This window comes from Ruegeria sp. AG7, from assembly GCF_056541545.1.
The window spans coordinates 184,033-198,723 of the sequence record NZ_JBQFYP010000004.1 but is presented as its reverse complement, the minus strand read 5'-3'; the positions used below and the strand labels follow the sequence as shown (position 1 = coordinate 198,723).

Genomic DNA, 14,691 nt, shown 5'->3' with positions numbered 1-14,691 from the left:
TTCTTTGTTTAATTTGTCAATTGACAGACTGACACTTTACAACCATTATGTCATCGCCTTCCACAGATACAAAAAGGTGCGCCATGGCGACGGCCCTGAAGATTAACGGAACTCCCCATCAGATCGACCTGCCGGATGATGTCCCCCTGCTTTGGGTTCTGAGGGATGAGGTTGGCCTGACCGGCACCAAGTTCGGCTGTGGCGTCGCCGCTTGCGGGGCCTGTACGGTTCATATCGATGGCGAGGCCGTACGCTCATGCCAGGTGGCGCTGTCGGATGTCTGGGGCGAGGTGACCACAATCGAAGGCGTCGGCACGCCAGAAGCGCTGGCTACGATCCAGCATTCTTGGGCTGATCATCAGGTGGCGCAATGTGGCTATTGCCAGTCGGGCCAGATCATGCAGGCCGCTGCCCTGCTTGCGGAAAACCCTGCGCCCACGGACGCAGAGATCGATGAGGCGATGCAGGGAAACCTGTGCCGCTGTGGCACCTACCCCCGCATCCGGGCCGCGATCCACGACGCAGCATCCAAGTTGAAGGAGGCGTAAGAGATGGCTTCTGTTGGCAAAATTATCCGCCGTACGTTCCTGATCGGCTCAGCCGCAATTGTTGGCGGCGTCGCCTTTGGCGCGTATTATGTCACCCGCCCTGCCCCCAACCCGCTGAAACCGAAAGAAGGTGAAGCGACACTGAACCCCTTCGTGCTGATCGATCAGAATGGCGTCACCCTGTTCGCGCCCCGTGCCGAGATGGGACAGGGCGTGAAAACCACGTGGGCCGCGCTGATCGCCGAAGAACTGGATGTCGATCTGGATCAAATCACCGTCCTGCACGGTCCGGCAGCAACCGCCTATTACAACTCAGCCATGATGGGCGAGGGACTGCCAAACAAGGGCTACGACATCTCGGACTTCCAGCACAACTTAGGTGAAGCACTGGGTGTTCTTGGCAAGGCCCTAAGCCTGCAAGTCACAGGCGGCTCAACCTCGATGAAGGACGGGTTCGAGAGGATGCGGCAAGCCGGCGCTTCGGCCCGTGAAACGCTGAAACGCGCCGCCGCTGATCGGTTGGGGGTCGCGCCCTCGGACCTGAAAACAGCTTCAGGCCATGTCATCGCCCCGAACGGTGACAAGATCGCTTATACCGATCTTGCAGTGGAAGCGTCCGGACTGGAACCCGTCGAGGTACCTTTGCGAGACCCGTCCCAATGGCGTTATCTGGGCCGGACACAACCGCGACTGGACATGATGGGCAAAGTGACAGGCACTGCCGAGTTTGGCATCGATGTTCGCCTGCCCGGTATGAAATTTGCCGCCGTGCGCATGAACCCCAAACTGGGTGGCGCGATGATCAGCTTTGACGACAGTGCGGCAATCTCAATGCCCGGGGTCGAGAAGGTTGTTGATCTGGGCACTGGTGTTGCCGTGATCGCGAACAACACATGGCTGGCCAACCAGGCGGTTGAGGCTGTTGAGATCGACTGGGGCGATGCGCCATATCCACCTGATACGGACGGCATCTTCTCAAAGATTGCCGAGGCGTTTGACGACGCGCCGAACTCGACTATGCGCGACGATGGCGATGTCAGCATGACGCCGGATGGCGCGACCGAGATCACTGCCGAATACCAAGTGCCCTATCTGGCGCACGCCACGATGGAGCCGATGAATGCAACCGCGCTCTATACCGGAGATGCTCTGGAGCTGTGGTGCGGCAATCAGGCCCCGACGCTGATCCGGTTTCGCGCAGCAAACACTGCAAATCTAGACACTGAGGCTGTTCAGATTCACACCACCTATCTGGGGGGTGGGTTTGGCCGCCGGGGTGAGCTGGATTTTGGGGAAATCGCCACCAAGGTCGCGATGGCCGTGCCTGGCATACCGGTCCAGACAACCTGGAGCCGCGAAGAAGACATGCGTCACGACTACTTCCGCCCCGGCGCCATCGCCCGGATGCGCGGCGCTGTTCAGGACGGCAAAGCCGTTCTCATTGACGGCAAGGTTGCGGCACAGTCCTGCACGCAACAGGCGGTTGAGCGTTACACCGGCTTCCCCGGAGGCGGACCCGACAAAGTGCTGGTCGAAGGGTTCTTCAACCAGCCTTACGCCGTGCCAAACTACCGGATGAGCGGCCACGTCGCTGATCTGGCTGTCCCGGTAGGCTTCTGGCGTTCGGTCGGCAACAGCCACAACGGCTTTTTCCACGAGACCTTCATGGACGAATTGGCCCATGCCGCAGGGCGCGACCCGCTGGACTTCCGGCTAGAGCTGATGAGAACCGAACACGCCCCATCTGCCGGATGTCTGGAGGCGGTCAGGGAAATGTCCAACTGGACCGGGAAAACACCTGACGGCGTAGGCCGTGGCGTAGCCTTCACCTACAGCTTCGGCACGCCGGTGGCTCAGGTTATCGAAGTTGTCGACGAAGACGGTGCCATCCGCATTCACAAGGCCTGGATCGCCTGCGACATGGGGATGGCGCTGGACCCGGAAAACGTCAAGGCGCAGATGTTTGGCGGCATGATGTATGGCCTGTCGGCTGCATGTTTCGGCGCGATCACCTTTGCCGACGGGGAAGTCGAGCAGTTCAACTTCCCTGACTATGACGCCCTTCGTATGCATACTGCGCCACAAGTCGAGGTGCGCGTTCTGGAAACCAATCGCCATATGGGCGGCGCTGGTGAGCCCGGCACGCCCCCCTCAATGCCCGCACTGGGCAACGCCCTGTTTGATCTGACCGGCAAACGTGCGCGCAGCCTGCCGCTGGTCAATCAGTTCAACCTGCTGGTCTGATTGCCATTTACCTTCCCCTTCACCGGTCCGTCGCGCACCCGCACGGTCCGGTGCCCAAGTCAGGCTGATTTCTGAACTGCCTGACAGGCAATCCCCGCCGCCCATCCCCGCACAGCCATGCCGAAGGCTTCGAACAAGGGGCGTGAAACCGGGTCGTTGATCGCATCCCATTCGGGATGCCATTGCACGGACAGCGTGAAACCGGGCGCATCCTTGACATAAATTGCCTCGGGCGTTCCGTCCGGCGCATGCCCATCGATCACCACACGCTGTCCGATGCACTTGATCCCCTGCCCGTGCAGCGTGTTGGTCATGACCTCCTGCGCACCAAACAAGTCGTGGAACACACCATTTTTGGTCAGTTTCACAACATGGCGCAGTGCAAATTTTTCCTCAAGTGTACCATCGGGCGGCATCCGGTGGTTCATCCGCCCCGGCAAATCGCGAATTTCCGGATAGAGCGTTCCGCCCATGGCCACGTTGACCTCTTGAAATCCGCGGCAAATACCCAGAAACGGCTGACCCCGGTCCACACAGGCCCGAACCAGCGGCAAGGTGATTGCGTCACGCGCGCGGTCAAACTCTCCATGCGCCTCGGTTGCGGGTTCACCATATTCTTCGGGATGCACATTGGGGCGGCCGCCGGTCAGAAGGAACCCGTCGCAAACCTCCAGCAACTCCTCAACCGATACATAACGGGGATCGGCGGGGATCAGCAGCGGCAAACATCCTGAAACGTTCGCCACAGCGTCAGAGTTCATCGTCCCCCCTGCATGGGTCGGGTATTGATCGTTCATGAGGTATGAGTTGCCGATAATACCAACAACGGGTCGAGACATTCCGCTTTCCTTGTTATTCATCCCCTTGGAAAGGAAGCTAACCGCAGCTTCACAGTCGTGCAAGAATACACCTCCTGCGTGACAGCGCAGGGACGTGTTCAGGGGTGCACAAATTTTCTCCCGACATTTAGTCCAGTCTCGGCACGTTTTCCCAGCACCAAACTTCAAGTTGGGAACATGCGCCAAGTCATTACTTTGACGGAGCTGCTCTCTATGGTCGGATCTATATCTCTCCGTCCAACCCGGCGGCCTCAATTCCCGCCATCGCAACGGCAGCGTCGTTTTCAGACGTGTCGCCGGTAACCCCAACGGCACCAATTACGTCCCCCTTTCGCCCCCGCAGCAAGACCCCGCCCGGAACTGGCACGACCTGCCCGCCATACACACCGTTTACCGCCGCCATGAAGTAGGCTTGCGCCTCGGCCCGCTGCATCTGTGCCGTGCCCGCCATACCCAGCATGACAGAGCCATATGCCTTGCCATGCGCAATCGCAAAGCGGCCCGGTGCGGCATCATCCTCGCGCTCGAACGCGATGACGTGGCCGCCTGCGTCCAGAACAACCACTGAAAGTGGCTTCAGCTCCATCTCGCGGCCTTTCTCAAGTGCTTTGCGGATAATGGTACGGGCTTTGCGAAGGGAAACTTCCATGTGCATTCCTGTGTCTGCATGTCGAAAGAAGAAAAGGGGGGCGGATCGCCCCCTTCGTTTTACGCTGTGGCCGCCTTCAATTCCAGACGGCGCGCGTGCAGGACCGGCTCGGTGTAGCCCGAGGGCTGCACACGACCTTTGAACACAAGGTCACAAGCCGCCTGAAAAGCGATTCCGTTAAAGCCCGGCGCCATCGGGACATAACCCGGATCACTTGCATTCTGGCGATCCACGACAGCCGCCATTTTCTGCATCGCAGCCATCACCTGTGCCTCGTCGACAATGCCATGATGCAACCAGTTGGCCAGTGCCTGAGACGAAATTCGGCAGGTCGCACGGTCTTCCATCAACCCGATGTCATTGATGTCGGGGACTTTGGAACATCCCACGCCCTGATCGACCCAACGCACGACATAGCCCAGAATGCCTTGTGCATTATTCTCGACCTCGCGCGAGATTTCCGCGTCGCCAAGATTGCGCCCCCCCAGCAGGGGAATGGTCAGCAAATCGTCAAGTGTTCCTCGGGCACCCGCCATTGCGATCTCGTCCTGACGGGCCAGTACGTTGACCTTATGGTAATGTGTGGCGTGCAGCGTCGCAGCTGTTGGCGACGGCACCCAGGCGCAGGTCGCACCGGCCAGCGGGTGACCGATTTTGGCCTCAAGCATATCGCCCATCCGGTCCGGCATCGCCCACATGCCTTTGCCGATCTGCGCCTTGCCCTTAAGGCCACAGGCCAAACCGATATCGACATTGCGATCTTCATAAGACGCAATCCAGGGCGTGTTCTTGATGTCGCCCTTGGGCAGCATCGGCCCGGCCTCCATCGAGGTATGAATCTCATCCCCCGTCCGGTCCAGGAAACCGGTGTTGATAAAGGCGACGCGCGATTTCGCGGCGCGAATGCACTCTTTCAGGTTTACCGACGTGCGGCGCTCCTCATCCATGATCCCCAGCTTTACGGTGTTGCGCGGCAGACCCAGAATGTCTTCGACCATGTCGAAAATCTCGACCGCAAAGGCAACCTCTTCCGGCCCGTGCATCTTGGGCTTCACAACATAAACCGACCCTTCGACCGAGTTCCCCCCATCCCGTTGCAGGTCATGCATTGCGATCAGAGTGGTGCAGAGTGCGTCCATCAACCCTTCGCCAATCTCGCGCCCTTCGGCGTCCAGAACGGCCGGGTTCGTCATCAGGTGGCCGACATTCCGCACCAGCATCAGCGACCGGCCTTTCAGGGTCGCCTGCTCACCTGTCGGTGTGGTGAAAGTCAGATCCTCTGCCAGCTTGCGGGTAAACGTGGTGTCGCCCTTGGTGACGTCTTCGGTCAGATCACCCTTCATCAGACCCAGCCAGTTGCCATAGGCAACGACCTTATCCGCCGCATCAACACAAGCGACCGAGTCCTCGCAGTCCATAATCGTTGAAAGAGCGGATTCCAGCCGGACGTCTGCTATACCTGCGGGATCAGAGGCACCGATGGCTCCAGTCGGATCGATCATGATCTGAATATGCAGGCCATTGTTTTTCAGAAGCACAAAAGCCGGCTTGTCTGCCGCGCCACCGAAACCAACAAATTGATCGGGGTTTGCCAGTGCCGGGGAAAGAGCACCTTCTTCGACATGCAGTCCCGACACGTCGGCCCAAGACCCACCAGCCAGAGGTACAGCGTCATCCAGAAAGGCTTTCGCCCATGCAATCACCCGTGCACCGCGCGCCGCATCATACCCACCGCCTGTTGGCAGATCGCCTATCGCATCGGTGCCATAAAGCGCATCATACAGGCTGCCCCATCTCGCATTCGCCGCGTTCAGCGCAAAGCGTGCGTTGGTGATCGGCACAACAAGCTGCGGCCCCGGTGTCAGCGCGATCTCGGGGTCGACATGCGTCGTGTCGATTTGAAACCCGTCGCCTTCCTCGACCAGATAACCGATTTCCTTTAGAAAAGCCTGATAGTCAGTGGGATCAATGCTCTGACCCTTGCGCGCAATATGCCAGCCATCGAGGCGCCCTTGTATTTCGGCCCGCTTGGCCAGAAGCGCGCGGTTTTTCGGCCCCAGTTCAGAAACCAGTCGTGCCAGACCCGCCCAGAAATCCTGCGCCGACACACCCGTACCCGGCAATGCCCGCGTCTCGATAAACTCTGCCAGTATTGGATCGATCTGCAGCCCGCTCAGGGTTTGTCTGCCACTCATCTTCCTGCTCTCCTGCGATTGTGTGCCATTGTATGCGTAAGTGACTTAGGCCGAAAGTTTCCGATAGGCAACTTTCGACTTTGCGTTAGGGTTATTCGGATCGAACGGAAGCTGTTTCAAAAACAACAAGGGAATGGCGGGGGCCAGTTGCAGCTCTGGAACGATGCCCCTAACGTCGCGCCAGACACGAACCGATGCGAGGCCCCCATGCGCGACGCTGCCCCCACCACGATCTTCCTGAAAGACTACACTCCATTTGGTTATCTGCTGGACAGCGTGCACCTGACCTTCGATCTGTCGGCACATGCAACACGGGTCACGTCGCGTATCGCGTTTCGCCCAAACCCCGACGCCTCCGACCGCACCTTTTTCCTGCATGGCGAGGATCTGAACCTGATCCGCGCCTCCATTAACGGAACCGAAGTTTCGCCTGACGTCACGGACAAGGGCCTGACCGCCGATGTCCCCGACGCCCCGTTCATCTGGGAAGCCGAAGTTGAGATCGATCCGGGCAACAACACGGCGTTGGAGGGGCTTTATATGTCGAACGGCATGTATTGCACCCAGTGCGAGGCGGAAGGTTTCCGCAAGATCACGTATTACCCGGATCGCCCCGATGTCATGTCCACCTTTACCGTGCGCATCAATGGTGACCTGCCGGTTCTGCTGTCGAACGGCAACCCTTCGGGCAAAGGCGAAGGATGGGCCGAATGGACCGACCCGTGGCCCAAGCCTGCCTATCTGTTTGCGCTTGTCGCTGGGGATCTTGTGGCCCATCCCGACCGGTTCACCACCAGATCAGGCCGGGATGTGGCGTTGAACCTGTGGGTCCGTCCGGGAGATGAGGGCAAATGCGCCTTCGGTATGGAGGCGCTGAAGAAATCCATGAAATGGGATGAAGACGTCTATGGCCGGGAATACGATCTGGACGTCTTCAACATCGTCGCCGTCGATGACTTCAACATGGGCGCGATGGAAAACAAGGGGCTGAACATCTTTAACTCTTCGGCTGTTCTGGCCAGTCCCGAAACCTCGACCGATGCCAATTTCGAACGGATCGAGGCGATCATCGCGCATGAGTATTTCCACAACTGGACAGGCAACCGCATCACCTGCCGCGACTGGTTTCAGCTGTGTCTGAAAGAAGGTCTGACCGTCTTCCGCGATGCACAGTTCACATCCGACATGCGCTCGGCCCCTGTGAAACGCATCCACGACGCCATCGAACTGCGGGCGCGGCAATTCCCCGAGGATAACGGCCCGCTCTCGCACCCGGTCCGGCCCGACAGCTTTCAGGAGATCAACAATTTCTACACGGCCACCGTTTACGAAAAAGGTGCCGAAGTGATCGGCATGTTGAAACGGCTGGTCGGGGATGAGGCCTATGCAAAGGCGCTGGACCTCTATTTTGACCGTCATGACGGGCAGGCCTGCACGATCGAGGATTGGCTGAAGGTGTTCGAGGACACCACAGGCCGCGACCTGACCCAGTTCAAACGCTGGTACAGCCAGTCGGGCACGCCGCGTTTGACCGTATCTGAAGATTGGGCCGACGGGACCTATACCCTGACGCTGAAACAGCGAACCGATCCCACACCGGGTCAGGCAAAGAAACTGCCCCAGGTGATCCCGGTCGCTGTTGGCCTGCTGGGGCCAAACGGGGATGAGGTCCGCACGACTGAAGTGCTGGAACTGACAGAGGCCGAGCAGAGTTTTCAGTTCACCGGGCTTGCGACAAAACCCACAGCCTCGATCCTGCGCGATTTCTCGGCACCGGTCGTTCTGGAACACGATCATTCAAACGCCGAACGCGCGTTTCTGCTGGCGCATGACACAGATCCGTTCAACCGCTGGCAGGCTGGTAGATCGCTGGCGCAAGACACCTTGCTGCGGATGATCTTGGACGAGGCAACCCCGGACGCCGATTACCTTGACGGGCTATTGGCTGTGCTGCGTGACGACACGCTGGACCCGGCCTATCGCGCCTTGATGCTTGGGCTGCCGACGCAATCCGAACTGGCTGCGGCCTTGCATGAACGCGGCCAGACGCCCGATCCGATGGCAATCTGGTCGGCGGTCGAAACGCTGCGGCAGGCCACGGCACAGCACGTGCAGGATCTGCTGCCCCGCCTGCACAGCGAGGCGTTGGTTGATGGCCCCTACAGCCCGGATGCCGAGCAATCAGGAAAACGCGCCCTTGGCAGCGCGGCACTGGCGCTGACTTCTCGTCTGGACGGAGGGGCAATGGCGGCCACTGTGTATGCCAAAGCGGATAACATGACCCTGCAACTGACCGCCCTGTCCTGCCTGCTGCGCGCCCGCAAGGGCGAGGCGCAGCTGGCCGCCTTCTATGACCAATGGCAGCATGACCGGCTGGTCATGGACAAATGGTTTGGCTTGCAGGTGACCATGGCCGCACCAGAGGCGACACCGGAAACGGCGAAGGCATTGACCGGGCATCCCGACTTCAACTGGAAGAACCCGAACCGGTTCCGCGCTGTTATGGGCGCGCTGGCGATGAACCACGCAGGGTTCCACCAACCGGATGCTGCCGGGTACAGCCTGCTGGCCGATTGGCTGATCCGCCTTGATCCTGTGAACCCGCAAACCACGGCACGGATGTGTTCTGCCTTCCAGACCTGGAAACGGTACGACGCCGGGCGTCAGGACCTGATGCGCGCACAATTGTCCCGCATTGCGGAAACTCCGAACCTGTCGCGCGACACGACGGAAATGGTATCCCGCATTCTTGGCGCATGACACCTTACAGCTTTACCCGTCGCAACAGGAACACGCGAGCAGTGGTCATTCTGGCCAGTGTCTACGCGGCCCTACTGGCGCTGGTCATCCTGTTCGACGCGGCTTGGTGGGTTGTTGGCCTGCTGTCTCTGGCCACCCTCCCAGCGCTATGGGACGTGATCCAGAATACCAGCGCGGGCGTGCAGCTGGACCGGGATGCCGTACGCTGGTTCACGGGCAATCGGCAGGGCGATATCCCAATGCGGGATATCGACCATTTCCGATTTGACACCCGGTGGGACACTTCCGTTCGCGTATCCATCGCCCTGAAATCCGGGAAACGAATCCGGCTGCCAGATGAGTCTCTGCCACCGCATCGGGAGCTGGAAGCCATTCTGAAACAGGCAGGTTTTCGCGTAGACCGTCATCATTTCACTGTTTTCTGAAACACTGCGTGATCTACGGCCGCATTGGACACAAAAAACAAAGTTTATTAAGCAAATCACTTGAATTGAGCCTGATACCTCGCCAGACTTCAGACTCAGTTAAGTGTTTTTACAGTTTTGAGTTTTACCATGTTTCGGTCGTTAAGGGCGTTGTTTGCCCAGCCCATATCCAATCCCACGGACGCCTCAGAAGATCTGTGCGCAACGAAATCTGCGCTGGCCGCTGCCCTGCCTGAACATGGGCAGCTCAACATTCCTGTGGCGACATCGAATTGCGACAATCTGATTGGACATTCTACAATCGAACATGGGCGCTATCTGGCCAGACAGGACCGCTGGACCGAGTTGTCCGAAGAAATGCGTGCAGCGGATCAGGATCGTGCCGCCGTATCGGATGGTATGCCGATTGCCGATCTTTTGGCGTTCGGGGCCAGATCTGACGTGGTTCTGGCTGCGGAACATGCGCTGTCGGACGGCAAGGCCATATCCGATTACGATTTGCTGGGTGGTATTTCGGAACTGGAAGGCGAGTTGTCTGACAATCCTGGTGATCCGATGATCGCTGCCGTTGTGGCGCTGGCCCATATCGATCTGGCCTGGGCCTGGCGCGGGAACGCCACGGACACGGCCTTGCCGCCCTTGCACCGCTCGCGCTGTGCCGCTCATTTCGACCGGGCCGCTGCGATCCTGCCCAAGTGCAAGGCGGATGCGCCGGACAGCCCTCTGATTGCGGCCGCCGGTTGTGCCCTGTTGGCCGGGCAGCGCAAGTCAAACGCCCGCGTTGCCGATGAGTACGAGCACCTGATCACACTGGACCCGCACAATCAGCGTCACATGCGCGCGATGGGCAGCCATCTTTTGCCCCGGTGGTTCGGCAGCTACGCAGAACTGGAATTACAGGCGCTGCGCAATGCCGTCCGGACACAGGATATCTGGGGCGCAGGTGGATATACGTGGGTGCAATTCGATGCCATCGCTTTGGACGAAGAGGCCTGCGCACAGGTCGATGTCGAATATTTCCTTGAAGGATTGCGCGATATCGTCAGTCTGCGCCCTGATCAGCAGATGATCAATATGTTGTCGGCCTATTGTGCAATCACCATTCAGAATGGTCATGGGCTGAACGAAAAGGCAGACAATGTCCGCGCCCAGATGCGCGACACCGCAAACTGGCTGATCCGCGATCACCTGACCGAGCTTCACCCCCTGATCTGGGCCCATGCCGCCAACGGGTTCAACAACTCGGTTCGCATCAACTCGCCCGAGCGGTTTGCTGCGCGCGGTCAGCGCGACGCGCTGCGCGCTATCTCGGATCTGTTCCGGGATGAACTGCGCAGCGGCAAGGATGTAACCTTCACACCGTCTGGTCTGCAGTTTTCCAAGAACTGAACGCGTCAGGATTCCCCCTTGCCCCTAGGCCCTGCCGGGCCTAATACGCAGGCTTAGACTTCTGCGGAAATGAGGCGCGCCATGCTCGACCTGACACACGAAATGCCCAAACCCAAAACCATTGCCGGGGCCAAGCACGATTGGGAACTGGTGATCGGAATGGAGGTGCATGCGCAGGTCTCATCCAATGCCAAGCTGTTCTCGGGCGCGTCCGCCAAATTCGGGGCCGAGCCGAACTCGAACGTGGCCTTCGTGGATGCGGCAATGCCGGGGATGCTGCCGGTGATCAACGAGTTCTGCGTGGAACAGGCGGTGCGCACCGGGCTGGGCTTGAAAGCGGATATCAACCTGAAATCGGCCTTTGACCGCAAGAACTATTTCTATCCTGACCTGCCGCAAGGTTACCAGATTTCCCAGCTTTATCATCCTATTGTGGGCGAAGGCGAAGTGCTGGTCGAGATGGGTGACGGCACTGCGCGCATGGTGCGGATTGAACGTATCCACATGGAGCAGGACGCAGGCAAATCGATCCACGACATGGACCCGCACATGTCCTTTGTCGACCTGAACCGGACCGGTGTCTGCCTAATGGAGATCGTCAGCCGCCCTGATATTCGCGGGCCGGAAGAGGCCGCCGCCTATATCGCCAAACTGCGCCAGATCATGCGCTATCTGGGCACCTGCGATGGCAACATGCAGAACGGCAACCTGCGGGCGGACGTCAACGTCTCGATCTGTTTGCCGGGTGCTTATGAGAAGTATCAGGAAACACAGGACTTTTCGCATCTGGGCACCCGTTGCGAGATCAAGAACATGAACTCGATGCGGTTCATCCAGCAAGCCATTGAAGTCGAAGCCCGCCGCCAGATCGCCATTGTCGAAGCCGGTGGCAAGGTCGAGCAGGAAACCCGTCTGTATGATCCGGACAAGGGCGAAACCCGGTCGATGCGGTCCAAGGAAGAAGCGCATGATTACCGCTATTTCCCCGATCCCGACCTGCTGCCGCTGGAGATCGAACAGGCATGGGTGGACGATATCGCCGCCCATCTGCCAGAGCTGCCTGACGACAAAAAAGCGCGCTTTATCAGTGAGTTCGGCTTGACCGACTATGACGCTTCAGTGCTGACTGCTGAAGTGGAATCGGCGGCCTATTTCGAAGAGGTCGCGCAGGGGCGCAATGGCAAACTGGCCGCGAACTGGGTGATCAACGAGCTGTTCGGACGTCTGAAAAAAGAAGACCACGACATCACGGAATCGCCGGTTTCTCCGGCGCAGCTGGGTGAGATCATCGACCTGATTTCCTCTGATGCTATCTCGGGCAAGATCGCCAAGGATCTGTTTGAAATCGTCTATACCGAAGGCGGTGATCCGGCGCAGATCGTCGAGGATCGCGGAATGAAACAGGTCACCGACACCGGCGCGATCGAGGCCGCTTTGGACGAGATCATCGCGGCCAATCCGGCGCAGGTCGAGAAGGCCAAGGTGAACCCGAAACTGGCGGGGTGGTTCGTGGGTCAGGTGATGAAAGCGACCGGCGGCAAGGCCAACCCGAAGGCCGTTAACGATTTGGTCAGCAAGAAGCTGAGTTCCTGAACCTTACAATTTGTACAAGCCTGCCAGTGGCAATTGTCAGGTTTGTACAATCAGATTTCCACGATTTCTTAAGAAATGGGGTCAGCTCATCGGCTTGACTTCGCCTGTGATTGCACCCTTTCTTCCGACCCAGAGAGGTGAGGTATCATGCAGAACAGATTTGATCAGGAACTCGAAGATCGGCTGGTGCGTTACGCGGCGATCGACAGTCAGAGCGACGAGACCTCGGCGACCACGCCGAGCACACAAATACAGTTCGACATGCTGAACCTGCTGAAGCAGGAACTGACCGAGATCGGCGCCAAGGATGTGACACTGACGGGTGACAGCGTGGTCGTCGCGACCATCCCCGGCACCGCACCCGGCCCGACGGTTGGCTTTCTGGCGCATGTGGATACGGCCCCCCAGTTCAATGCAACGGGCGTCAAGCCGCGGGTGATCAAGGGATATAACGGTGGCGACATTTCCTTTCCGGACAATCCGGATTTGGTGTTGTCCCCGGACGAGAACCCCTATCTGGCCGAGAAGATCGGACATGATCTGATCACGGCGTCGGGTACCACCCTGCTGGGCGCGGATGACAAGGCCGGGGTGTCGATCCTGATGACCATGGCGCGGCATCTGATCGAAAACCCGGATATACCGCACGGCCCTATCCGCATTGCCTTTACCCCAGATGAAGAGATCGGGCGCGGCGTTACCGAACAGCTGCCCAAGGATCTGGGGGCGGATTTCGCCTATACTCTGGACGGTGCCGAAGTGGGCGAGATCGAATATGAGAGCTTCTCGGCCGACCGCGCCGTGATCCGGATCGAAGGGGTATCAATCCACCCCGGACTGGCCAAGGACAAGATGGTGAACGCGACCCATCTGGCGGCGAAGATCGTGCAGACCTTGCCGCAGGCCACCATGACGCCCGAAACAACCGATGGCCGCGACGGGTTCATCCATGTCACCGACATGAGCGGTGGATCGTCCGAGATGGAAATCAAGCTGATCCTGCGCGATTTCGAGATGGAGGGCCTTGAGGCGCAACGTGACATCGTGCGGCAGGTCTGTGCGGCCGTGCAGGCCACGGAACCGCGCGCGACCATCACCTGCGATATCAGCCACCAGTACAGGAACATGCGCTATTGGCTGGAAAACGACATGACACCGGTTGATCTGGCGCGCGACGCCTGCCGCGAGCTGGGGATCGAGCCGCTGTCGGTGCCGATCCGCGGCGGCACCGACGGGTCGCGCCTGACCGAGTTCGGCACCCCCTGCCCCAACCTGTTCACCGGAATGCAGTGCATTCACGGGCCGCTGGAGTGGATTTCGGTGCAGGACATGGCAGTGGCGACCGAGCTGTGCCTGTCGGTTGTGACCAAGGCGGCACAGGCTAACGGCAATAATCAGGGCTGAAAACCGCCGCTCGGGCGACGGCCCTTTCACCCCGGGGTCAGCGTGGTAAGTTGGCGCGAACAGGTATTTAGGAACACTTGATGCAGCTTTTTGAATACAAGGTCGTCCCCGCGCCGCAAAAGGGCGTGAAAGCCAAGGGCGTGAAAACGGCCGAGGGCCGCTTTGCGGTCTCGGTCGAACAGGTTCTGAACCAGATGGCGCAGGACGGCTGGGAATACCAGCGCGCCGAGCTGCTGCCCAGCGAGGAACGCTCGGGCCTGACCGGATCGACCACAAACTGGCGCAATGTGCTGGTGTTCCGGCGGGTCGTGGCCGAGGAAGTCGATGCGTCGGTGATCGGAGAAGTGCCCGAGTTTGACGATACCCCATTGGCCCAACCGATCCCCGGCCCCGGTGTGGTGGCCGCGCCGAAACCAATTTCAGAAGAAGCGAATGAACCGCCTTTGTCGTTGAAAAGCCGGGACCAGGTTGACCAGGACACTGACACCGCCAATGACAAGAAAGACGCCTGAGACGGATCAGGGTTTGACGTGCGGTTACACCTGCAACACGGTGTGCACCGCAGTTTGAGCAGCCCGCCCGCGGGCAGGTTTGGCGCTGCGGGCGCGATATGTGCTTATCAACCCAGCGAAATCTGTGGCATGT

At 59.3% G+C, this 14,691-nt stretch carries 11 protein-coding genes; 8 read left to right on the top strand and 3 right to left on the bottom strand.

Going from position 1 to position 14,691, the window contains the following annotated elements:
• Window positions 1-83: 83 nt before the first annotated feature.
• Together ACR0BF_RS07585 and ACR0BF_RS07580 are read left to right on the top strand one after the other, a co-directional pair.
• A complete protein-coding gene (locus ACR0BF_RS07585; protein ID WP_480476013.1) occupies window positions 84-548 on the top strand; it encodes a (2Fe-2S)-binding protein in 465 nt (154 codons plus the stop codon).
• 3 nt (window positions 549-551) lie between these two features.
• Window positions 552-2,792 carry a xanthine dehydrogenase family protein molybdopterin-binding subunit gene (locus ACR0BF_RS07580; RefSeq protein ID WP_480624603.1) on the top strand — a complete coding sequence of 747 codons (2,241 nt, stop codon included), beginning with the start codon at window positions 552-554 and terminating at the stop codon, window positions 2,790-2,792.
• A 59-nt stretch (window positions 2,793-2,851) separates the two neighbouring features.
• Here ACR0BF_RS07580 and ACR0BF_RS07575 read toward each other — a convergent pair whose 3' ends face one another.
• From ACR0BF_RS07575 to ACR0BF_RS07565, 3 genes are all read right to left on the bottom strand, one after another.
• Window positions 2,852-3,631 carry a gamma-glutamyl-gamma-aminobutyrate hydrolase family protein gene (locus ACR0BF_RS07575; protein ID WP_480516334.1) on the bottom strand — a complete coding sequence of 260 codons (780 nt, stop codon included), beginning with the start codon at window positions 3,629-3,631 and terminating at the stop codon, window positions 2,852-2,854.
• Between the two features lie 223 nt (window positions 3,632-3,854).
• A complete protein-coding gene (locus ACR0BF_RS07570; RefSeq protein WP_480481817.1) occupies window positions 3,855-4,280 on the bottom strand; it encodes a GlcG/HbpS family heme-binding protein in 426 nt (141 codons plus the stop codon).
• A gap of 59 nt (window positions 4,281-4,339) precedes the next feature.
• A complete protein-coding gene (locus ACR0BF_RS07565) occupies window positions 4,340-6,475 on the bottom strand; it encodes a malate synthase G (RefSeq protein WP_480554093.1) in 2,136 nt (711 codons plus the stop codon).
• 207 nt (window positions 6,476-6,682) lie between these two features.
• Between ACR0BF_RS07565 and pepN the strand changes: the two genes are divergently transcribed.
• From pepN to ACR0BF_RS07535, 6 genes are all read left to right on the top strand, one after another.
• The gene (gene pepN, locus ACR0BF_RS07560; RefSeq protein ID WP_480624602.1) at window positions 6,683-9,235 is read left to right on the top strand and encodes an aminopeptidase N; all 2,553 of its coding nucleotides are present in this window, start codon (window positions 6,683-6,685) and stop codon (window positions 9,233-9,235) included.
• Window positions 9,232-9,660 carry a hypothetical protein gene (locus tag ACR0BF_RS07555; RefSeq protein ID WP_480493819.1) on the top strand — a complete coding sequence of 143 codons (429 nt, stop codon included), beginning with the start codon at window positions 9,232-9,234 and terminating at the stop codon, window positions 9,658-9,660. Before pepN ends, ACR0BF_RS07555 begins: the two co-directional genes overlap by 4 nt.
• A 129-nt stretch (window positions 9,661-9,789) precedes the next feature.
• A complete protein-coding gene (locus ACR0BF_RS07550; RefSeq protein ID WP_480624601.1) occupies window positions 9,790-11,049 on the top strand; it encodes a hypothetical protein in 1,260 nt (419 codons plus the stop codon).
• An 81-nt stretch (window positions 11,050-11,130) separates the two neighbouring features.
• Complete coding sequence (gene gatB, locus ACR0BF_RS07545; protein ID WP_480624600.1) at window positions 11,131-12,642, top strand: Asp-tRNA(Asn)/Glu-tRNA(Gln) amidotransferase subunit GatB; 1,512 nt, start codon at window positions 11,131-11,133, stop codon at window positions 12,640-12,642.
• 147 nt (window positions 12,643-12,789) lie between these two features.
• On the top strand, window positions 12,790-14,046 hold the full coding sequence (gene pepT, locus ACR0BF_RS07540) for a peptidase T (protein ID WP_480475995.1): 1,257 nt from the start codon (window positions 12,790-12,792) through the stop codon (window positions 14,044-14,046).
• Window positions 14,047-14,126: 80 nt separating this feature from the next.
• Window positions 14,127-14,558, top strand: a complete 432-nt coding sequence (locus ACR0BF_RS07535) for a DUF4177 domain-containing protein (RefSeq protein WP_480475993.1) — start codon at window positions 14,127-14,129, stop codon at window positions 14,556-14,558.
• Window positions 14,559-14,691: the final 133 nt, after the last annotated feature.